Source organism: Rossellomorea sp. ABR4_012, assembly GCF_056159545.1.
This window is the reverse complement of sequence record NZ_JBSWVK010000001.1, coordinates 1736033-1758063: the sequence shown is the minus strand read 5'-3', so window position 1 is coordinate 1758063 and position 22031 is coordinate 1736033. Positions and strand designations below refer to the sequence as shown.

24 protein-coding genes are annotated in these 22031 nt (G+C 41.2%); 5 read left to right on the top strand and 19 right to left on the bottom strand.

Features of this window, described 5'->3' with window-relative positions:
* Window positions 1-43 precede the first annotated feature (43 nt).
* Complete coding sequence (locus ACXAFV_RS08570; RefSeq protein WP_032087678.1) at window positions 44-289, top strand: DUF2626 domain-containing protein; 246 nt, start codon at window positions 44-46, stop codon at window positions 287-289.
* A gap of 51 nt (window positions 290-340) precedes the next feature.
* Here the strand turns inward: ACXAFV_RS08570 and ACXAFV_RS08565 are convergent, their stop codons facing one another.
* A complete protein-coding gene (locus ACXAFV_RS08565) occupies window positions 341-973 on the bottom strand; it encodes an MBL fold metallo-hydrolase (protein WP_475125734.1) in 633 nt (210 codons plus the stop codon).
* 223 nt (window positions 974-1196) lie between these two features.
* Here ACXAFV_RS08565 and ACXAFV_RS08560 point away from each other — a divergent pair, with 223 nt between their 5' ends.
* Window positions 1197-1370 carry a DUF2759 domain-containing protein gene (locus ACXAFV_RS08560; protein ID WP_172253483.1) on the top strand — a complete coding sequence of 58 codons (174 nt, stop codon included), beginning with the start codon at window positions 1197-1199 and terminating at the stop codon, window positions 1368-1370.
* Between the two features lie 100 nt (window positions 1371-1470).
* On the opposite strand, the gene ACXAFV_RS08555 is transcribed toward ACXAFV_RS08560, so the two are convergent.
* The 7 genes from ACXAFV_RS08555 to ACXAFV_RS08525 form a co-directional block, all read right to left on the bottom strand.
* Window positions 1471-1782 (bottom strand): MTH1187 family thiamine-binding protein, encoded by a 312-nt coding sequence (locus tag ACXAFV_RS08555; protein WP_475125733.1) that lies wholly within the window; start codon window positions 1780-1782, stop codon window positions 1471-1473.
* Window positions 1783-1789: 7 nt separating this feature from the next.
* Complete coding sequence (locus ACXAFV_RS08550) at window positions 1790-2896, bottom strand: YqgU-like beta propeller domain-containing protein (protein ID WP_475125732.1); 1107 nt, start codon at window positions 2894-2896, stop codon at window positions 1790-1792.
* Between the two features lie 312 nt (window positions 2897-3208).
* Window positions 3209-4402, bottom strand: a complete 1194-nt coding sequence (locus ACXAFV_RS08545; RefSeq protein ID WP_475125730.1) for a M14 family metallopeptidase — start codon at window positions 4400-4402, stop codon at window positions 3209-3211.
* 139 nt (window positions 4403-4541) lie between these two features.
* Complete coding sequence (locus ACXAFV_RS08540; RefSeq protein WP_475125728.1) at window positions 4542-6419, bottom strand: LTA synthase family protein; 1878 nt, start codon at window positions 6417-6419, stop codon at window positions 4542-4544.
* 375 nt (window positions 6420-6794) lie between these two features.
* Window positions 6795-7763, bottom strand: a complete 969-nt coding sequence (locus tag ACXAFV_RS08535) for an ROK family glucokinase (protein WP_475125727.1) — start codon at window positions 7761-7763, stop codon at window positions 6795-6797.
* Between the two features lie 10 nt (window positions 7764-7773).
* Window positions 7774-7980: a YqgQ family protein gene (locus ACXAFV_RS08530; protein ID WP_475125725.1), complete on the bottom strand. Its 207-nt coding sequence runs from the start codon at window positions 7978-7980 to the stop codon at window positions 7774-7776.
* A gap of 621 nt (window positions 7981-8601) precedes the next feature.
* Window positions 8602-10059 carry a spore germination protein gene (locus tag ACXAFV_RS08525; protein ID WP_475125723.1) on the bottom strand — a complete coding sequence of 486 codons (1458 nt, stop codon included), beginning with the start codon at window positions 10057-10059 and terminating at the stop codon, window positions 8602-8604.
* Window positions 10060-10203: 144 nt separating this feature from the next.
* Between ACXAFV_RS08525 and ACXAFV_RS08520 the strand changes: the two genes are divergently transcribed.
* Window positions 10204-11085, top strand: coding sequence for a hypothetical protein (locus ACXAFV_RS08520; RefSeq protein WP_475125722.1), 882 nt, complete (start codon window positions 10204-10206; stop codon window positions 11083-11085).
* A 44-nt stretch (window positions 11086-11129) separates the two neighbouring features.
* On the opposite strand, the gene ACXAFV_RS08515 is transcribed toward ACXAFV_RS08520, so the two are convergent.
* The 9 genes from ACXAFV_RS08515 to ACXAFV_RS08475 form a co-directional block, all read right to left on the bottom strand.
* A complete protein-coding gene (locus ACXAFV_RS08515) occupies window positions 11130-12611 on the bottom strand; it encodes a rhomboid family intramembrane serine protease (protein WP_475125721.1) in 1482 nt (493 codons plus the stop codon).
* A gap of 166 nt (window positions 12612-12777) precedes the next feature.
* A complete protein-coding gene (locus tag ACXAFV_RS08510; RefSeq protein WP_475125719.1) occupies window positions 12778-12954 on the bottom strand; it encodes a hypothetical protein in 177 nt (58 codons plus the stop codon).
* Between the two features lie 56 nt (window positions 12955-13010).
* Window positions 13011-13832, bottom strand: coding sequence for a DUF92 domain-containing protein (locus ACXAFV_RS08505; protein ID WP_475125717.1), 822 nt, complete (start codon window positions 13830-13832; stop codon window positions 13011-13013).
* Window positions 13792-14355 (bottom strand): 5-formyltetrahydrofolate cyclo-ligase, encoded by a 564-nt coding sequence (locus ACXAFV_RS08500; protein WP_475125715.1) that lies wholly within the window; start codon window positions 14353-14355, stop codon window positions 13792-13794. Before ACXAFV_RS08500 ends, ACXAFV_RS08505 begins: the two co-directional genes overlap by 41 nt.
* A gap of 114 nt (window positions 14356-14469) precedes the next feature.
* Window positions 14470-14619 carry a 50S ribosomal protein L33 gene (gene rpmG, locus ACXAFV_RS08495; protein WP_064091498.1) on the bottom strand — a complete coding sequence of 50 codons (150 nt, stop codon included), beginning with the start codon at window positions 14617-14619 and terminating at the stop codon, window positions 14470-14472.
* Window positions 14620-14676: 57 nt separating this feature from the next.
* Window positions 14677-15258, bottom strand: a complete 582-nt coding sequence (locus tag ACXAFV_RS08490) for a hypothetical protein (protein WP_475125713.1) — start codon at window positions 15256-15258, stop codon at window positions 14677-14679.
* A 6-nt stretch (window positions 15259-15264) separates the two neighbouring features.
* On the bottom strand, window positions 15265-16278 hold the full coding sequence (locus tag ACXAFV_RS08485; RefSeq protein ID WP_475125712.1) for a nucleotidyltransferase family protein: 1014 nt from the start codon (window positions 16276-16278) through the stop codon (window positions 15265-15267).
* Window positions 16278-18599 carry a glycosyltransferase family 4 protein gene (locus tag ACXAFV_RS08480; protein ID WP_475125711.1) on the bottom strand — a complete coding sequence of 774 codons (2322 nt, stop codon included), beginning with the start codon at window positions 18597-18599 and terminating at the stop codon, window positions 16278-16280. The genes ACXAFV_RS08485 and ACXAFV_RS08480 overlap by 1 nt, the downstream gene beginning before the upstream one ends.
* The gene (locus ACXAFV_RS08475) at window positions 18596-19297 is read right to left on the bottom strand and encodes a DUF4912 domain-containing protein (RefSeq protein WP_475125709.1); all 702 of its coding nucleotides are present in this window, start codon (window positions 19295-19297) and stop codon (window positions 18596-18598) included. Before ACXAFV_RS08475 ends, ACXAFV_RS08480 begins: the two co-directional genes overlap by 4 nt.
* Before the next feature lie 361 nt (window positions 19298-19658).
* On the opposite strand from ACXAFV_RS08475, the gene ACXAFV_RS08470 reads away from it, so the two are divergent.
* On the top strand, window positions 19659-20006 hold the full coding sequence (locus ACXAFV_RS08470) for a hypothetical protein (protein ID WP_475125708.1): 348 nt from the start codon (window positions 19659-19661) through the stop codon (window positions 20004-20006).
* Window positions 20007-20018: 12 nt separating this feature from the next.
* Window positions 20019-20468, top strand: coding sequence for a hypothetical protein (locus ACXAFV_RS08465; protein WP_475125706.1), 450 nt, complete (start codon window positions 20019-20021; stop codon window positions 20466-20468).
* A 46-nt stretch (window positions 20469-20514) separates the two neighbouring features.
* Here the strand turns inward: ACXAFV_RS08465 and phoU are convergent, their stop codons facing one another.
* Window positions 20515-21174 (bottom strand): phosphate signaling complex protein PhoU, encoded by a 660-nt coding sequence (phoU, locus tag ACXAFV_RS08460; RefSeq protein ID WP_475125704.1) that lies wholly within the window; start codon window positions 21172-21174, stop codon window positions 20515-20517.
* A 48-nt stretch (window positions 21175-21222) separates the two neighbouring features.
* Complete coding sequence (gene pstB / locus ACXAFV_RS08455; RefSeq protein WP_475125703.1) at window positions 21223-22029, bottom strand: phosphate ABC transporter ATP-binding protein PstB; 807 nt, start codon at window positions 22027-22029, stop codon at window positions 21223-21225.
* Between the last annotated feature and the right edge of the window lie 2 nt (window positions 22030-22031).

Genomic DNA, 22031 nt, shown 5'->3' with positions numbered 1-22031 from the left:
ATAATATTGAATGATGGACTTAGGGTGCAAAGGAGGGTTACATATGGATCGTATGTACAGAGTTCTTGGATTCTGGACTGGAATTTTTGCTGTAATGTTTTATCTTGGCGATATGACAACGACATCATTAATCTTTTTAGGCCAAACAGGATTCTTCATTATGTTAAGCTATTTAAAATTATCCGAACGTATGTATATTTATATTTTCGGTGCCTATCTGACTGTGTTCTTCGCTGGGTTTACTTACTGGACGACCTTTATGATGACTCCGGGTGCAGGAGGACACTAAAAAAAATTCCCTTTAGCTCAATGCTAAAGGGAATTTTTTTCTTTCAATTAATTAAAACCCGTTCAAAAATGGATTGCCGTCCATCTCATCTCCCACGGTAGTCGTTGGACCATGCCCGGGAAGGACGACTGTTTCTTCCGGAAGAGTAAGGAGATGATCATGGATACTCGACAGCAGCTGTTCATGGCTACCGCCAGGCAGATCACTCCGTCCGATGCTTCCCATAAAAAGTGTATCCCCGGCAAATACTATTCCTTCACTTTGCACATAATAGGAGAGACTTCCCGGCGAGTGCCCAGGTGTTTCAAAAAGTTTAAGCGTAAAATCCTCAATGGTGACCGTTTTTTCAGAAGTGAATACTTTCTCTGCTGGGTTGCATTGAATACTTCCCATTCCGAACAAGCCGGAACCATTCAAACCGGGATCTGTCAGCCAATCAGACTCTTTCTCATGGATATATACCGGTATTTTATATGTATTCCTGACAGTATCGACTGCGCCAATATGATCGAAATGTGCATGAGTCAATAAAATCGCCTGCGGCTCCAGATTATTTTCATTCAGCCAGTTTACTAATTTTTCACCTTCAGCACCAGGATCGATAATCAAACATTTTTTCCTATCGTTCCATAGGATATAGCAGTTTGTTTGCAGCGGGCCTAAAGGAATCTGTTTCCAATTCATTTTTTCACTCCTAAATAACTACAAGATACTGTTATTGTAGCAGAAGGCTGGTTGAGATAAAAACAAATAGAAAGTGACGCTGCCATAGAAGTGTCAAACTTTAGACCTCGACAAACAGAGGAAAAAAATATAAAATGTTAATGAGTGCATTTATGTACATATGATTATTTGTATTTTTGTAAGCGGTTAGGAAAACGCATTTTTAATGAAAGGGGTCATATAAATGGGTCTTGTAATTATTACAGCATTGGTTACACTTTTAGCTTTATTCGCAGTAGTAAGCACATTCAAAAACAAAAATGCTCTTGGAATCGTATTTTCATTGGCTACTCTTGGTGTTTTTGGCTGGTTTACAATTATGACTGTCCTTCACTCTGGATACCCAGGTGGTCACTAAAAAAATATTGAACAAGGAAAAGCCCTCCATTCGTGAGGGCTTTTTACTTTCACAAAAACGATAATTGAAATGGTGAGCAGACAATCTGCTCACCATTTTCTTATTCCATATGTCCTTGAACAGATGCAAGCTTTCCTTCCATTGTTCCTTTTTTATCTCTGCGATCATCGATTCTAATATTTGTGGCAACGCGCTTGATCCCTTTCTGAAACGGTGCCTCGTGGATTTCCTGGATGACCGAAAGCAATGTCGGGAGTTCTCCTTCAATAATGGTATTCATGGGAGTAAGCTGAAATCGGATATTCCCTTCATCTTGGTGTTTCTTAAGGATTTTCTGCAGGTCAGCAACATAAGAACTGACGCTTGGAGTATCTGTCCCAATTGGAATAACTGTTACGTCTACAATTGCCATGTTGTATCTACCCTTCCTCTTTTACTAGTGATATGATTGTGGAATCTTTCAAATTAATGACTTTTTCAAGCTGATTACCATACAAGCAATATGGCCCATTAGGTGAACACTGTATTGGTTCTAAAGGAAGATCTTCAACCAATATGTCTTCACTGCCCGTCACGATATCCCATTTCTTTAATGAGAATTTTCCAGAATACGTATCAAAGGTACCGGCCTCGTTTGCTTGAATCGTAATCAATTCATTATTGTTTTCTATCATATCATAAAAAGGTATGAACCAATCAGTATAACGGTTCAGCAATGTCACCTGGAAAGTGGATAGGATTTCACCGTTTTCATTTATGAACTGATATGTGAACTCATTATCTGTACCTTCACTTTCATGAACAGAAAGCAGAAATTCAGGGAAGCGTTCAAAATGGATGCTTGATGAATCGACAGTCTCTTTTTTTCCATCCAGAATATTTTCACTTACGAGAGGAGCTGAAACACTGATTTCCTCACTGTTCCAGTCCTGATAAAGAACAGAAACATCAGAATCCCATTTTACAAAAGGCTGTTCCACCTCTACCTTTTGAAATTTGGAAGTACTCAAATCCAGTTCATATACTTCAAAGCTCCAGTCTTCAGCAAAGCTTGTAATCAGAAGTTTGTCTGTATTGAATTCATTCCACTCATATGATAATTCATATGAAGGAATTTCATCCTGGTAAAACACTTTTCCGTTAAGGTCGATGATGGTAATCATGGCCGAATATGTTGCAGGTGCAGAGTGAATCATGACCTTGTCTTTATCAGGGGAAACAACGGCATGGACATAGGAAGAAGATATTTGGTATATTTTTTCACTGCCCCCCTCGAAAACGTCAGAGACATAAAAGGCAGTCTCCCCTTCTTCTTCTATAACAGTCAGCACATCTGTATCCGATAACCAATCCACATTTTCTATAAACGCCTCTGATTGAATACTGTTTTCTTTAATCTCTTTGGATGCTTGTTTTTCTTGACTATTCTCTCCAGGAGGGGGAGTTTTGGTGACCTGAGATTGACAAGCCGCCATTATAATCAGATTAAAAACGATGAATAGATAAAGTAAGCTATGTTTTTTCAATAGACTCTCCCCCTCTCAGTAATCCACATATAAATTAGTACGTATTACCGCGGAAAATGTTTCAATAATATGATAAAAACATTACAAAAATTCAAAAAATGATGACCTCTTGAATTGACACTACTCATACAGCATTGTCAAAGGGTCATCACCTGGTCCTTTAAAAGGATCGTTATGCTTATCTGGGTATAGGTATTCTTACACTGTAAAGAACTTGATGATTAATTTTACTCCTCTTTCCCTTAAAAATCTACTATGTTTTAACTAAAAAAACAGGAAAAAACAACTATTTATTGGCCCATCCCCATTCACTTAGTACCATCTGTTAACAGTAACGAGGAATATCCCTAAAGTGTCTCTGTAGATCTCATCAAACTGAGAGAGAGGAAGGGGATTTATACCTTTTCCCAGTTCTAACGTAAAAGCGGATTTCTGAAATTCTTTTATATACCAGTCCTTATAACCCGCATAGCTGTCCACGTATCTTACAGATTTATAGCCGCTGACCCTTTCGAAATCTTCTGCAAGCCACTCTGCTTCAAGGGGTTCCAGTCCATCATATCCCCAGTAAAACTCTTTTCCCTGGGTGTGTAAAGCAAGCAGCCGGTCAAAGACTTCTTCTTTGGCAAGCTCAGCCATTGCAATCGTTTCAGGTTCTGAAAGGGGCTTATCTCCTGGGAAATCCCGTGGGACTGGAGACTTTTCTTCTTTCCTTTCTTTTTCGACCTCCCACTTTGCAGGAAATTGATTATTAAGGTCGACACCACGGATATTCGCTTTCCATCCGGTAAAATCAGAGCTGCCTTTATTTAAGGTCATCAGTTCTTTCTTCATTTTTTGCGGAGGACCTTTTAAGACAAGATCGACACCATCCGGGTTTACCATAGGTACAATCGACAATGTCACTCCAGTGTATACCGGCATTGTTTGTACACCCCGTATTGGCATCACATTCGTCAATGAAAGAAGGTAATCATTCAGGAAAGTCATCAGGATTGAAGTCGTGATCCATTCATTGGCGTGAAAGGATGCATCCATGTGCACCTTTTTCCTCCCATTTCCGATTTTCAATTCAACAATCGGTTTCCCCATTACACTTTCACCTATTGAATTCAATTTAATAAATGGATATATTTCTATTAGTTTCTTTAGATCTCTTTCTAATACATCTGAACTATATCCCTGTTTTCCATTTACGATGGGGTTGATGACCCTAGAAGGTAAATATATCGTTGTTCCGATATTCAGGGTGTTGGGGCCGATCTCTTCGTTTACCAAAAAAAGAGCATCTACATGAATATTCTGCTGTCCGGCGAGATTCCTGAAAGTATCTCCCTGCTTGATTGTATAGCTTTGTCTTATAAAGCCCGGGATTTCCACTTCCATCCCTATTTTTAATTCATTGGGGTCGAGAGAGGGATTTGAATCAATGACCAACCCGATAGGAATAAAGAATAGCTGACTGTAATACCAAAATGTATCTCCATTTCTCACCCTTATTTTCATTGTGAAACCTCCCTGCTATACCATCCTTACTTACTCATATGAAGGACTCTTTATTTCATGACAAAAAAAGAGCTTGCGAATATAATTCGCAAGCTCTTGTGAATATAATTCGCAAGCTCTTGTGAATATAATTCACAAGCTATTGTTGGTCTTCATCACGGTACTCTGTTTCTTCATAAAAGCGAAGCAGGTCTCCGTAAATAATCTTGTCTGAGTATTCGAGTTCTTCTGTCGCACGTTCCTGATATGGTTTACAGAATTTCATATCGGTTACTTCTTCTGTATTCTTATCCCAGCATTTTTCCCCAGCATAAACATAATCTTTTGTGATGAAACGTCCGTCACGAAGGATCGCAAAATCTTCATGCTGTTCGGAGAAAAGGTCTCCACCGAATTGAATGTCTTTCTTTGTATCAATCCCCAACAAGTGTAATATCGTTGGTTTCAAGTCGATTTGACCAGAAACCTTGGAAATCGTTTTACCTTCTTGTCCAGGAATATGGATGATGAGCGGCACCCTTTGCAGTTGAGTACTCACAAGAGGAGTTACTTCCTTGCCAAGATATTGACCCATTGCGGTATCGTGGTTTTCAGAGATTCCATAGTGATCTCCATACATGACGAGGATGGAATCTTCATACAAACCTGATTCTTTCAGATCAGCAATAAAGTTCTTCAATGCTTCATCCATATAACGTACTGTCTGGAAATAGCGGTTTACGGTACCGTCTTTAGACGTGTATGGCTCCACTAATTTATCTTCTTCATCCAGTGTGAATGGATAATGGTTCGTTAACGTAATCATTTTCGTACTGAAAGGCTTCGGCATTTCTTTCATATGTTCAACCGATTGTTCAAAGAAAGGGATATCTTTCATCCCCCAGTTGACGGAGTTTTCATCTGTTACCTCATAATCCGGCAATGAGTAGAAACGCTCATATCCTAAAGAATCGTACATGATGTCACGATTCCAGAAGCTCTTATTATTGGCGTGCATCGCAGTTGTATAGTATCCGTTCGCATCAAGCTTTTCCGTCATTGAATCGAACTGGTTGCCTGAATGAGTGAAGAAAACTGCTCCCCGGTTTAACGGATAAAGAGAGTTATCCAAGAGGAACTCGGAATCTGACGTTTTACCCTGCTGCGTTTGATGGTAGAAATTATCAAAGTAGTAGCTTTCACCGATAAAGTCATTTAAAAACGGTGTGATTTCTTCCCCGTTCACTTTCTCATTGATTACAAAGTTTTGGAGAGATTCCATTGATACGATGATCAGGTTCTTGTCTTTTCCGATTCCGTACATTTCATCTTCTGGCTTGATGTAGCTTGCGCGGATATAGTTGTCGATACCTGCAAGCTCACTGCCGTCTGCCATTGCTCTTTGAGCAGAAGACTTCGATTGCAGGAAGATATCATAAATATGATAGTTGTATGTTCCAATGTTCTTAACAAGCATTTCACGGTCAAATGTTCGTGTAAGAAGCTGGGGTCTTTCCGACTCAGCCAGGCCAAGGTTGAAGAATACCAGTGCTGTAGCGACTAAGAAATAGGCTCTTCTGCTCACACGGCTGTAATTTCCAATTGAGAACCATGAAGGCATGAATTTAATCAGTGCGATTAATACGATTACATCCAGGAAGTAAAACAGGTCTTTCCAGCCCATGATGGCACTTGCGCTGCTTCCTAAATCTGAAAAGTTACTTGTTTGGAATAGTACAGGAAGTGTTAAGAAGTCATCGAAGAATCGATAAAAGACAACATTCCCATAGAGGATAAAGGACAATAAGAAACTTGTGATGATGATATAGCGGGTGCGTGATTTATCTTTCTTCATCAATAGTCCGATCCCAAATATAAACAATAAGAAACTTAACGGATTCATGAAGAGAATAATTTCTTGAATCGTGTTTTCTATTTTTATATCAAAACTAGTTTTATAGACAATATACGTTTTTACCCAAAGGAGTATTGCTGCAATGATGATTAAAGGAACCTTTGGAATCTTATTTATGTTCATTATGTTACCTCCTTGCTACTTACGCCGGTCCTTCGTATGTAACACCTAATGTAAATTTATCCCTGGTAAAATAAGGGATTTTTAAAATAGAACCATGAGTTATCTTAATACTTTTTTTACAAAACGTCAAACCCAAATTCATACAACTAGTGTAAAATGATATTTTACACCTTATTCTCTTACCCATACTATTAGACGTTTAAAACAGTTAAAAGTTTCAATTTGTCCATTTTTATTCAAAATGAACCTTTTGGCCCACATCTCACTTCTATAGAACTTACACCCTTTTAAGCCATGAGTCCCACTCCATCTACAATAGTAGTCATTCATCCAAATAAAAAACCCCCGATATGGGAGCTTCTTATTATTCATGAATTAAATTTTATTTTTCACCAGCCAGGCTGCACCTATCACACCTGCGTCATTGCCGAGAGTGGCGATGCTTATTCCTGTAGATGTTTTAACTGTCGGAAAAGAAAATTGTTCAAAATAGTTTGCGGCAGGGTTCAATAAAACATCACCTGCTTTAGAGACGCCTCCGCCGAGCACGATTTTTTCAGGATTCAATACGTTGCCTAAATTCGCTAATGCCAGACCAAGATAAAAAGCAAGCTGGTCGACAACGCTTTTCGCTAATTCATCATTGTTTCTGGCGGCATCAAAGACATCCTTGGCACTGATCACATCATTTTCGTTCCGAAGATCCCTTAATGCCGAATGAGTGGAAGTTGAATCCAAGGTTTCATTCGCCAGACGTACGACACCCGTTGCCGATGCTACCGTTTCAAGACAGCCGGTCTTGCCGCAATTACACTGGAACCCGCCACGCGGTACGACTGTAATGTGACCGATTTCCCCGCCTGCCCCTCTTACTCCATGCACGATATCTCCATTTGTAATGACGCCTCCGCCTACTCCGGTTCCAAGCGTGACACAGACAAGATCTTTGGCCCCATCGCCTGCACCTTTCCACATTTCACCGAGCGCTGCACAATTTGCATCATTATCAATGACAGCCGGCAAACCTGTTTCTACTTCCAGAAGATCCTTCAATGGGGTGTTTTTATCCCAGCCCAGATTCACTGCTTCATAAATAATACCTTTTGCCATATCTACCGGGCCCGGAGCACCCATGCCGATCCCGACTAGTTTATCTTTGGTCTGATCGAGTTCTTCAAGCTTTCGGTCGATCGCCTTGGCTATATCGACGATGATGTTTTTGCCATTATCGGATTTATCAGTTGGGATTTCCCATTTATGTAACAGTTCACCGTATTTGCTCAAGAATGCAATTTTGGTCGTGGTGCCGCCTAAGTCGACCCCTACCAGCCATTTTTCCGTCATAGTATCACCCTTATTTGTCTTGTTTTTCTTTTTCTATCGCTATTTCCTGCCTTAATAATAACAGAGCCGTCTGGAAATCTTTCGTTTCAATCAACTGGGATTTATTCAGCTCTTTCAGCTCGTCTTCCATTAGCTGCAGGTCTGAAAGACGATGTCCAACATAAATGATCGTCCCATAAGATTTGAGAAACTGCTGGATATCATAAATCGTTTTCATTCTTACACCTGCTTTCTTTCTTCACACTAAAGTATATGATAAATCCGGGCTGTTCTCAATTCTTTCTTCATAAAACCCACTCTAAACCACCGCTGCATAATCCCATGCAACAGCTGGAATCGTCCTAAATATCAAGGATTCCATTTTATAGAGAATACAAACAGCTTTGGAAAAACTAAAATTTGAACAACTAAAGACGAACAATTTAAGTGAGGGCTGTGAATACAGCTATTGATTTCCGTGCAAGACTTCGCTTTCCGCGGGCGGTTGGTGAGCCTCCTCGTCGCATTCGCTCCTGCGGGTTAGAAAAGCAGAAGGGCTTTGCTCAGAGGCGGGTGGCATAAGGCGAAACGGCCACGAAGGCGTTCTTTGCCTTCTTGGACGAGTTGACTTATGACATGTGCCTCTAAGCCCTGGAGCTGGACAGGTCTCACCTAACTCGCTTTTCCCGCAGGAGTCTTCGTCTTGCACTCCAATCAACCGCTGGTCAGACCAAAGACTAAATGCATACTTTAGAAAAACAAAAGAATCCGAACTATTTTGAATCCTAGAATTCAAGATAATAGTTCGGATTTCCCTGCGACTAAACTATTTTGTCTCAGCCTCTTTTAATTAAAGCACCTAACGATCCGGGTCCTTAGGATGCAGGAAGCGCGGTCTTCTGTTTTTTAGGGGCATTGGCGAACGCAGGAATACGTCCCTGAATGCCCTGAAATTGAACGGTATGAACGGCCACATATAGGGGATGTCGAATGATTTCATTCTTGATAATGCAATTAACCAGGCCATTACGCCAATCACGAACCCATAAACACCGAACAAGGAAGTCGCGGCCAGCAAAAAGATACGCACGAGACGGTTTGCCAGGCTAAGCTCATAACTCGGTGTAGCAAACGTACCGATTGCCGCAATTGCAAGATATAAAATTACTTCATTAATGAAGAGCCCGACTTCAACAGCCACCTGCCCAATCATTAACGCAGCTACCAGTCCTAATGCGGTGGCGAGCGAGGATGGTGTGTGGATGGCTGCCATCCTCAGGATATCAATCCCTATCTCAATCAGTAAGAACTGGAGGAATAATGGAACCTCTCCAGTTTCATTGGGCCCCACGTAACTAAGTTGATCTGGAAGCAACTCGGGCTGGATAGCAAATAAATAGTAGAGAGGAAGTAAAAAAACAGAACTCCACACTGCGATAAATCTCACAAAACGCAGGTAAGCCCCTACTGAAGGCTTGTTGCGGTATTCCTCGGCATGCTGCAAATGATGCCAAAATGTCGTAGGTGTAATCAATACACTCGGGGAACCGTCGACCATGATGATGACATGCCCTTCATATAAATGAGCGGCAGCAGTGTCTGGCCTCTCCGTATACCTTACCATGGGATAAGGGTTCCAATGCCTCCCTGAAATGTACTCTTCCAGTGTTTTTTCTCCCATCGGAAGTCCATCTGTATCGATTTTAGAGATGGCATCCTTGATTTTTTTCACTAATTCGGGATCTGCAATATCCTCAAGATATGACACGACAATATCCGTTTTCGACCTTCTCCCTATCTGCATGTATTCCATGCGGAGGGACGGATCGCGCACCCTTCTTCTCGTTAGTGCCGTATTGAATACAATCGTCTCTACATAACCGTCCCTCGATCCCCTGACGACCCTTTCGATATCCGGTTCCTGCGGCCCTCTGACCGGGTAGGTTCTGGCATCGATGATAATGACTTTATCAATGCCGTCCACCACGAGCGCAGTAGGTCCTGCCAGCACCAAATCAATGACTTGATTTAGATCGTCTACCTGCTCGATTTCGATATAAGGGATATATGTTTTTAATAGTTTCTGGAGCGCATCTTCTTCTAATTGCTCTGGACTCAGTCCTGACAATAGCTTCATTAAATAATGCATAATATCATCTTTAACGAAACCATCCACTAAAAACATCGCCATTTTCCGTTCGGCATATTCTAAATCCAGTTGAATGACATCAAAACTTTTATCAACAGCCAAAGCTTCTTTAAGATAACTTGTATTTTCTTCTATCCTCGTAGAGACAGGCTTTTTCTCCTTCGTCATTCTGAGCCTTCACTCCTCATCCGTTAACATGTTTTACCATCTTTACCATACTAGACAATGCACAGCCAAATCATACATCGAAACATATTACCCCCGCTTGCGACATATGAATTAACAACCGGACAAACCATTGGAGTGAACGATATGAAACATAAGCTACTGAATGCTATTCCATTCTTGATCCTCATGCTCATTCTAGCAATCGGAATCGAGTTCATTTATCAGCCACGGACAAAGGAAAGCATTATTTTTTTCCCGATCAATGAAAATGTTACATATGAGTCCGCATCAACCCTTCTCACGCTTGTGCCTGAGAAAAAAGATAATGTGTATGAAGTAAAATGGAAGACCTCTTCCAAGCTCGATACGCCAGCCTACTTGCGGCAGGATGTAGGATTTCTTTTTATCAATGGAAGACTTAAAGGAAAAATGAATGAATGGGAACAAGATACTGATCAGATCGTCCAGGAAGAATCATTCAAAGGGAAGGAGAGCAGCCTTTTACAAGCACTATCATTCCATTACTCTGAAATTCATGAAAACGATGAGAAGTATACGAGTGCGCAAAAGATGACGGAAGATAAGCTGTATGTAATAGATTCTAATTTCAGCCCGCTAAACTCTTTCAGACAGCCGGAAACAGATGCAGAAAAAGAATGGAAGACCATACTGGACCGTGTCTCATCTCAACAATTGGACTTTTTGTGGGAGAAAGGGATAGAGTCACTTGGTATTCCAATTGAGGAATATACCGCTTTCCCACTCACGGATTTACCAAGCCTGGAAGAAGAGCCGCTGGAGGGGTTTGACAAAGTGGAATGGGAGAGACTTGTCGGAAACCTTTGGGAAGGCTTATATAAGAACTATTATTTAGGGATAAAAAAGGAAGATGGTACGATTATCGATTCGCTCGACAGCACCATCCCCCTTATTTTAGTCAAAAAAGATAAGAAAGAAGTTCTTGTACTTCTAATTGATAAAGACGGAAACCCTTCATTACTTAGACAGCGGATCGCACTTTCCTAGAGGTTTCCTTCTAATTCCTGGACAAGTTTTTTATATTTATCCTCCTATCCATTCAAGCTATAGGCCTTTTTGGAGTGGGAAAGAGCCGCATCACGTTCGCCGCTGTCAGACAGGATTAGAGCCAAATTGTAATGTGCTTCGTGAAAATCATCCCTTTTTTCAATGGCACTCAACAGATGCTCTTTGGCCTCTTTAGCTTTTCCAAGCTTGATTTCAGCATATGAAAGGTAAAAATAGGTCTCTGCATTCGGAGAACCCTTTTCGATGACTTCATTCAATAATTCTTCTGCCTCCGTCCATTCCCCGGCTGTGATTTTTTCCTGGGCAACACCGTTTACAGTGGTGATATCCCACTCGGAAGGAGCAGACTGCCGATCACTTACATACATCATACCGATCAGCACAATGGTGGCAAGTAGAATGATCATCTGCCTGAAAGGGCGAAATAATCCCGGAACACTGACGATTCCTGCAGCAAGAAAACCACCGGCCAAACCACCGAGGTGACCTGCGTTGTCAATCCCGGGAATGGTAAAACCGAACGCCAGATTCAATAAAATGACTGCAATGATATTGGTGCCCATTGTACGAAAGAAAATTTTCGGGTACAGCACACCAAAATAAAGCAGGGCCCCGAAACACCCGAAGATCGCTCCACTTGCACCGGCTGAAAGATTGGCTGTGAAAAGATAGCTGGCAAAGGAGCCGGCGATTCCTGAACCCATATAGACGAAAACAAAACGGAAGCGCCCATATATTTTTTCGACCGCGTTACCCAAGTAGTAGAGAGCAAGAGTATTCATGAGTAGATGGAGTACCCCGATATGTAAGAAAATCGGAGTAACGAGTCTCCACCATTCACCCTCTATTATTAACGGATTATATTTCGCCCCATATTCAATCAGCGTTTGAGGATTCTGGCTTCCTCCATTCATCTCCAAGACGGCAAACATGATCAGTTGCACCGCTATGAATAGATAGGTAAAAAACGGTTTCCCCTTCTCAAACAATTGCCTTTCTCGTTGAATCTGTTTTGCAGAAGCATTCACTGCCCTGCTTTTCACCCATTCTACGTTGGCTTCGAGTACTTCTGTAGGAAGGTCCCATTCTCCATCGCCGAATAGAGGGTCGCTCTTTAACCTTTCTCTTCCCATCGTTTCATCTATCAACATGGACACTACGATCAATTTATCACTTTCTGCCGCGGCATGGTCATTAAAAACCCCATCCCCACCATCTACAGGCGGATAGGTGCTTATGTACAAGTTTTTCATCTTCAAACGTCTTTTACGTCTCTTTCTGCGGATTCTCTCTGCATTTTGGACGGTATGTTCAATATCCCTTTCAACCCATGAACCCCAATCAAGATCTTTCAGGCGAAGCCTGATGATATCCGGCTCTTTCAGAGCAGTGTTCTCAAACCAGATTTCGTCCTGTTCCTGGGATAGAGTCAGTATCCGATACTGTTTCTGTTCAATAAGGAAAAGCGCTATTTTCCAAAAGAGGTAATGATACCTTAAATTCACTACATCCACTACTTTCTTTGAAGTTGCAGGATGGTTCTGACTGCATCCTGATTTAATGCTACTATACCCTTTCCATTTTTATGATGTAAAGTTATAAGGCCCCTTTAAATGCACTCCATGCAAAAAAGACTGCACGAAAGGAAACAACCTCCCGTACAGCCTTTTTCTAGCGGAATGTACTTTGCATGAATTTTGCGCGGATCCCCGGGATGCTCATTGCCCCTTTTACAGCAAATCGGCGAATAAAGATACTACTGAGGAGCAGGTTGAGTATCCGATAGCGGTTAGGTATCAAGAACAAAATCAAACTGCCAAGAACAAGCCATTTGGTCCATCCGTTCATACTAATCCCTCCTGAGAATAGTTTGGTTCAGATGGCTTCAGTTTATCCATAGATTATCACAAGGGAATGATTAGGAGAGCGGCTAACCCCGCCAGAAAACTCGATAAAAAATTGACACTTTCATTATTCACCCATGAAAATCCTTTGCTTCTGACGGCAGGGGCACCACAGTGCAGAGCAGCTTCAGTGGAAGATTTACACACGGAGCATGTAAATTCCTCCTGCCAATATGCCCCTGCCACTGTATCAAAAATATTTCCAAGGAACCCTGCCGCGCTGATGAGAATGAAATGTGACCACTGAATAGATCCCTCAAAAATAAAAAACAACATGGATATAAAGATGGAACCCGCTAATGCCGCGACCGTCCCAATCACGGAGACCGCACCGGAAGTTCCTTTTTCCACCATCTTGAAAGATCGTATTGAAAGAGGATCTTTCCTGCTCAAAGGTCCGATCTCAGAAGCCCACGTATCGGAGTTCGCAGCAGCGACAGCCGCTGCAAATGAGTAAAGCCACCATTCACTTCCTGTGACATGGAATAGAATGATAAACAGGGCTGCCGGTCCCCCATTGGCCCATACTTGCTGCCAATCACGAACAGAAGTTTTTGCCAGCCGCCCTTGTATTCCTTCTTTTGAAGCTGAAAATAGTTTTGACCATATGCTGGAACTCAGAAAAAACGCCCCTATTAACAGGAGTCCTTTCCAATGATAGAAATAGCTGATGATGCACCCCATAAGGAAGGCTGACAGTGCTCCTGAGAAACTCAAGTTCTTCGTTTTCCATCCTCCATAGGAAACAAGCAGAACGATCAATAATGCAATCATCATCGATTTATCCACACTGAATCGTATCACTTTCTGTGATGATTTCATCTACTGGAACATCAAATGACTCAACAGGCAGACTCTCCACCATTTGCTCATTGAATGCCACAGATAGTGTCCGTCCGTTGTAACCTGAAAGAAAGCGGTCATAATAACCCCCTCCAAATCCGAGCCGGTACCCTTTTTCCGTATATGCCAGTCCAGGGACAATCACTGCCTGAATGAGTTCTTTATGTACTGAATTTGTAATCGAAGGAATCGGTTCATACAGATCATAATAAACTTTTTCAAGATCAGTAAAAGAATTCAACTCATGGAAAGTTAATTCTTTCGTTGAAGGCTTGCATTTTGGAACGCAAATCTTCTTTCCTTCTTCCCAGCCCCTCTTAATGATGTTCCACGTATTGACCTCAGGGGACTTGGAAACCGTGACCGCTAATACTTCACTGTTTATCCATGCGTCAGATTGAAAGAGTCTTTGTTCAATCCGAAAACATTTCTGTTCATATTCCAATGGAGAAATCGCCATTAATGCTGAAAGCTGATTTTTTCTCATTGCTTTTTTATCCATGAAATCCCTCCTCCTCTTTATCTATTATAGCAACAGAGGAACCGGCTATTAAGTTTTTCCTTAAAAGGCAGCAACTTATGTATAAAAAAAAAGCAGCGGATAAAATCCGGCTGCTTATTTCGTTTCGCGGTGTAGAGTTACACGCTTTAATTTCGGGCAATATTTTTTTAGCTCAAGACGGTCTGGGTTGTTACGCTTGTTTTTTGTAGTAATATAGTTACGCTCACCAGTTTCTGTGCAAGCTAAAGTAATGTTTACTCGCATTATTATTTCCCTCCAAACTTCACAATCTTCATCTATTCATACGACTTTTCTATAATATCACTTTTCCTGCTGAAATGCTAGTCCGTTTTTCATTCTATCGGTGAAATTTAATCCTTCACCGTGCACAGTTCCTTCCACAGCGAAAAGCTTCCCTTGTTTTACTTCAAACGGTTTGAATGTATACTCGAGCATATAAGCCATCATATGAAGACCGTTTGTGATTGGATAATATGAGAGACTGCCATTTTTCAACGACCTTTTCCACAGCTGCAAACCCTTTAAATTCAAAGGATATACGGATTTTTTAACATGATCTGCACTTGAAACGACATTGGACATGGCCATATCATTTTTACTGTAATTATAGAAAGCATTTTTCGAAAGGGAGAGAACGCCTATCGTCTCTTCACAGCAGGACAGCCATTCCACCAGGAAGAATATTTTCAACTTTCTGGTTTCCTTCGTCACATTTTCAAATTCAAACGATAAAGATTCCCCCCAATTCTCATTCCCTTCAGATAAATTGACTTTTATTCCATTGAACGGAGTGCTCATTTTCCCAAGTGGTATATATAAACCCGCTTCCTTCCAGGCGATTCCTTGAATATGAAACTTCTTATTCCGATTATTATTTTTCATCAGCCTCTACACCTTTTGCCATGTTTTTATTTTTTTCCCATAGTACCTGGCAAGCTCTCTCGCCAGATTTCTCCGATCCGCTTTTGAATAAATAATAAAGCCTCTTTCAGGATCACTGATTATTTTTGTCCAGCCGCCATCCCGGTGCTCGATCATGAATTCTTCTTCATCCATGGCGGGGACTGATATTGATTCCAACAGTTTGGCAAGTACGAATGGCTTTTTCACTTTAGGGCAAGCTACCTGCACCCTGGTGATGAATGGGTCAAGAATGGCTGTATCTGACTTTTTTGCAAAGCTCGATGCCTTCTCCGGAGTGAACTGCCCTCTCATCAGATCTTCCCGTGCTTTTTTATATTCTTCCGGGTTGCCGATATCTCTCCAGTAGGCATTTGTTTTGAACACGTATACCGCTTCATCGTTTTTCAGAAGGGAAGGGATAAGATCCTGACTGAAATCCAGAGCACCTTTCCGTGAATATTTTTTAAGGAGGAAAGGTTCGACCATATACACTCCGGTGTTGACTTCATTCCCTTCCCATATGGAAGGTTTCTCCACAAAATCAATAAGCTTTCTGCTTTCATTGGTATAACAGATTCCATATTCCCTTGGGTCCGGAACTTCTTTTGACACAAGTGTCATGGCCGCTTTTTTACTGTGGTGAAAGTTTATTACCTGATCTATGGGAATATTGGTAAACGCATCTCCACTGAGTACAAGGAAAGGCTCCTCCAGGAGATGTTTTGCCAAAAAGATTCCGCCTGCGGTTCCAAGCGGCCTCCTCTCCTCCAAATAGGTGATATTCACATGAAACCTGCTTCCGTCTCCGAAGTAGTCCTTGATGGTATGGCTTTTATAGCATGTCGTAATGAGGATATCTTTGATACCATAGGAACGCAGCAGATTAATGCTGTACTCAAGGATGGGCTTATTAAGGATCGGCACCATTGGCTTGGCGACTGAAATCGTGTAAGGTCTCAGCCTCTTTCCTTCTCCTCCCGCCAAAATGACCGCCTTCATCACCGTAGTCCTTCTACTTTGGTTTGGAGGAGCACATCCTCATACACATGAATCGTCTGATCGGCAATCCGCTCCCAGCTGAACATGGATTTTGCCATCCTGAAACCCATTTCACCTAATCGTTCGGATTTCCCTGGATCGTTTATCAATGAAAGAAGCAGGGTATATAGATTGAATTCATTGTCAGGCTGAAACACTAAACCTGTTTGTTCATGCTTTACAATGCTTTTCAGACCGCCTGTGTCTGAGGCAACGACCCCTTTTCTAAAAGCCATTGCCTCCAAGGCAACAATTCCGAAGGGTTCATAAAGACTCGGGAAAATGACTGCCTGGCAATGTTCCAGATAGCTGTTTCTCTTCTCATCAGAAATGAACCCTGTGAAGAACACCATATCGTCGAGATTCTCATTCTTCACCATCTGGCGGTATTGCTCGAGCATCGGTCCTTTGCCTGCAATGATGAATGAGACCTCGTGACCTTCACCTTTTAAAAGAGAAGCGGCGCGAATGAGCGTTTCAAATCCTTTCTCATGCACCATCCTTCCGATAGAAAAGAAGTATGGTCTGCTTGCCTCCATTGAATGATGTGAAGGCAGATGTTCAAGTCTATCTAACTCGACCCCATTCGGGATCACCTCGATTGGTGCCTTAAAAGTGAATAATGATTTTACTTCTTCTTTCATATGATCACTGCATACAATCAGATGATCGGAAGCAGTGATCAAATGTTGTTCTTCGCGATGAATCTTCTGCTGAAGCTCGGTAAAGATCCCTTGATTTCTGCCATGTTCGGTGGCGTGTATGGTCGTGATTAAAGGCAGGGAGTGAAATTCCTTCAGCTTGATTGCAGATGTCGATACAATCCAGTCATGGGCATGAATATGAGTGATTTTTTCCTGGGAGATCAAATCATGCGCGTACTGAATGAAAGATTGATTAAGATCGAACACCCAATTAAAGAAATTCTCTTCATATGGGTGTAATGGATGCACACGGTGAATGGTCACCCCTTCAACTGTTTCATAAGAAAGGGAATCCTTGGACCTTGCAGTGAGAACATGCACCCGTTTGCCTTTCTTGACAAGGTTATTAGCTAAATCAAATACATGGCGGGAGAGTCCTCCTACTATATTAGGTGGATATTCCCAGCTGAGGATCAAAACGGCATCACGCTTTTCCTCCCCTGTAACAGACGTTTGTTCCCGAGAGCAATTGTCCAGCAATTCTCCTGAAAGTAGTGGATTTACTTTGTTTCGATGGTTAAAGAAATGATCTTCCGTGTTTCCATCAGAGATGATGGCGGCTATTCGATTAAAATGGGATGTGTCCAGTTCTTTCTCATTCAATCCTTGAAGGGCAGAAATAAATTCCCTCAATAGCTGATGGAATCCAGAACTGTTTATGACATCAGAATTCACCTTATCCAATGTTTCTTCCATTTCATGTACTTTTCTCATATTCTTCATCGCAGCGTCTTGCAGTATTGGAGCTTGGTCTTCCATCCCTAAATAGCCGAATCCAATTCTCCCAAGCGAAGATGGGGCATTAAGCCATCTTTGTATGGATGATGATGAAAGCTCTTTAAGCTCCGTTCTTTCACGGCCAGCCAGTTCAAGAGTGACTAGAGAAATCCCTTTGTCCGTTTCTCTACTCAACGGTTCTTGAGGATCCTTAGGAAAAACCGGTATCAATTTCAACCCTCTTGGACTTCGGAGAATTTCAGCACCTTCCTTCTCTTTTTCACTGAACTTGTAAGAAAAGATAGAGATAAAGGAGGCTTTTATACCTTCCCTGATCAAGTAAAGGTCCAGCCCGGGCAAATATGCAGCTTGTGGCAGCCAGAAAAATTCGGGTCTTACTCCCAAATATTTATTGAAAATCTCAATGCTCACTTTCACCTGGACCTCCATTCCGCGCGATGTCCGATAGTGGGTCATGGGAATTGAATTCAAAGCAGTCGGAATGAGAATCGTTCTTCCTTCCTCCATCAGGTTTTTATAAGCCTCTGAAAGATTTTTGTTCCAACTCATCCATTGGGAGTAAATGTGGACCCACTTTTCTTTTTCTTCTTCCCTTCTGAGCATGCCCTGCATAAATGAATCTGCGGCATCGATGAACTCTTCAGTTGAAAAGAAACACAATACCAATGGGTCCATGATGACAGGTATGGGATCACCATCATTTTCTTTCAGTAGAGTAATAAGATTTAAATTTTCTTTAAATAGGGCAGTACATCTTTCTTCAGATTCTTTTTTATCTTCCATATCCATAATAGGTTCGTGAAATTTGGGTAATATCATCACTGTCTGTCTGGCGCTCATGCTTTATCCTCCTGATTCATCACATAATAAGAGTAGGTGCTTACATGTTCCACCCATTTCGGTTCATTCATCCTGCCTTGTTCGAACTCTTTTAATTCTCTCAAACTATGATATTCCGCATCCCAAGTAGTCCTTGGCGTATGAATGACATTTGAACGCCTGATGGCAATGAATTCGCCTGAAGGTAAACGCAGCCCTAAATCTATACAATAACTTCTATTTTCTTTAAGGCCATTGATGAACCAGTCAGATTCTGAACAAGGAACGTACGTGTCCATGTGGGAATGATGGTTGTGGCCATTAAAGTTGATCGAGGTGATATCATACAATCTGAGAACGAATGGAGATGCCGCGTCCAGGCTAAAGTGGGCTTTCGTATGATCGAGCCATTCTGTTGAAACCGTCCAATAACAATAAATTCGTGACCCTGTTGAATATGTAATCGTGAAGTCATGGATAAACGGTTTGGTTTTTGGTTTTCCCGTTTTTAGGACAGCCTTTTTCTTTACCTTTCCCGTTCGTTTACCCGATTGCTTTATCTCTGTTTGTATTTCCGCAGATTGCATCTCTCCTGTTTCCATCACTTTTTGGTACTTTACCCATTGATATTGTACCTTTCCAACAGTCGTACCCAATTCTTTGGCAATTTTCCTGAAAGAAATTCCCTGCTCTCTCATTTTAATTATTTCATTTAACACAAATAACCCTCCCAGCATTAAACAAGTAGTATATGAATTCATCTAAATATTATGACAATTATTCTTAAATTAATCGTAACACCCTATTCAAAAACCTACAATAAACGCATTTTGTCGTATCTTGTTAAAGGTGATTACAACGAGGTATGTACGCAGAAAATCTTTCAAAAAATCACTTACCATATTCAAAACACCACATATAAAGCGGTTTCATTGGAGTTACGACAATTTTTTAGCAGAAAAGCTGTGACCAATCTGACAAATTACATAGTTATTTTACAAATAATGCTTTCCTTCTCTAGAGAACGATTCCTTTCTATGCTATAAATAAGAAAGAACAAACTAGCATGAGGTGATATTTTTGGAAATACTGCTTTTGGGGTTAATAAGCTTCTCCATTCTATTATTCATTCTTTCTTTTTTTCAAAAAGACCGGTATGCGTCAATTGAAAAAGAAGTGGAAGATCTGTCGATGACAATCCTGCAGGAAAATTATCAAATGAAGAAAAGGCTGAGAGTTTTGGAGGAAGAACTTATGATGGACGGAGATGCCTCCATGAGACGTACTACCCCGGTTAGGAAACCGATTCATGAAGTCGTAAGGAATCAAGTCATCGCCCTCTATCAACAGGGGATCCCTTTAGAACAAATCGCCAAACAATCAGCCCTTACCAAATCGGATGTTCAGAACATCATTTCAACCCTCTAGAAAGGAGCTCATATGAACAGACAAACAACCAGAGCTTTTTCAACAGGCATTTTGTTTACCACCGCTATCATTTTTTTATATATTTTTTACTTTAACAGTGCTTCATTTTTATCTTCGGATTCCATACCTGAAGGCCATACACTCGTAAAAATATCGGAAATAAAAGCGAAAGAGGATGAAATTTCAGCACTTAAAGAGCAGCTGGATGCATATAAGACCGAAAAAGACACAACAATACCGCCATCTCAAAGTGAAAAGTATCAATTGACATTAACGATTAAAGCTGGAATGACACCTGCTGATATCGAAGGAAAACTGCAAGAAGCAATGATCATTGGTGAAGATGAACAGTTTGTCCAATATATTGTAGACAATGAATATGCTGATAATATTCAAATCGGTGATTTTCTTGTTAACTCTGAGATGACAGTTAAGGAAATCGCAGAACTGATTACGAAATAAACATACAGAAAACAAGCTGCCCGTAAACCCGGACAGCTTGTTTTTTCTATTCATTCAAATCATAACGGCGTCCTTTGACTAAATAAAAGACACCTTCAGCAATATTGGTTGTATGGTCTGCCGCTCTTTCCAAGTAGCGGCAAATGAAGGACAATTGTGTAATCTGGGATGTAAACTCAGGCTTTTCTTTATTTAACGCAAGAAGCTCCTGGATGGTTTCGCCGTATAAATCATCCACCCTGTCATCCATTTCCGCGATTTTCTTCGCTTTTACAACATCTTCTTCAACAAAGGATTCAAGTGTCAAACCAATCATTTCAGATGTGATGCCGTGCATTTCTTTGACATGGTGTATGGGCTTGATCAATGGCTCACTTCCGATACGGATGGTGGATTTCGCAACATTTACAGCGAAATCAGCGATCCGCTCCAAATCCGATGCAATTTTGATTGCGACGATGACCCTTCTTAAATCTGTCGCCACAGGCTGCTGCTTGGCAATCAGAAGAATGGCAAGGTCATTGATTTCTTCTTCTAGATCATCCGCTTTCTGATCTCCTTCAATGATGGCAAGTGCTGTATCCACATCTTTTTCTTCAAGTGCTTTGATACTTCTTTCAAGAGCTGCCTTCGCGATATTTCCAAGTTCCATAAGCTTTGTTTGAAGTTCTTTTAAATTTGCATCAAAATGACCTCTTACTGACATAGTCATACCCCTTCCTGTTCCCACTTTTCTTGTTTATTACTGATTTTATTATCCAAATCTTCCTGAAATATAATCTTCAGTACGCTTATCCGAAGGAGTAGAGAAAATTTTGTCCGTTTTATCAAATTCTACAACTTCACCGTTTAAAAAGAAAGCCGTGCGATCTGAGATACGTGCTGCCTGCTGCATGTTATGAGTCACGATGATGATGCTGTAGTCCGTCTTGAGTTCCTGAACCAGCTCTTCCACCTTCAGCGTGGAAATCGGGTCAAGTGCGGATGTGGGCTCATCCATTAAGATGACATCCGGTTCGATCGCCAAACATCTTGCAATACAGATACGCTGCTGTTGTCCGCCTGATAATCCGTAAGCATTCGTGTTCAGACGGTCCTTCACTTCATCCCAGATGGCCGCTCCGCGCAAGCTTTTTTCCACGATTTCATCCAGAACTTTTTTGTTTTTGATGCCATGGGTGCGGGGACCGTAAGCAATATTGTCATAGATTGATTTAGGGAATGGATTTGGCTTCTGAAAGACCATTCCCACTTTTGTCCGCAGTTCTTCCACACGGTAATTTTTTTCAAAGATATTGCGGTCGCGATATATGATATCACCGGAAGTCTTCACGGTTGGAATCAATTCAATCATTCGATTCAATGTTTTGATATAAGTCGATTTCCCGCATCCTGAAGGACCGATGATCGCAGTAACCTCATTTTCCATAATATCCAAGTCGATATTTTTCAAAGCATGGTGTGTCCCATACCATAAATTCAATTGTTTTGTTTGATAGACCGGTTTTTTCGTTCCTGTAGTAACGATGTTATCATTGATTTCTGTTTTTATCGTTTGCATGT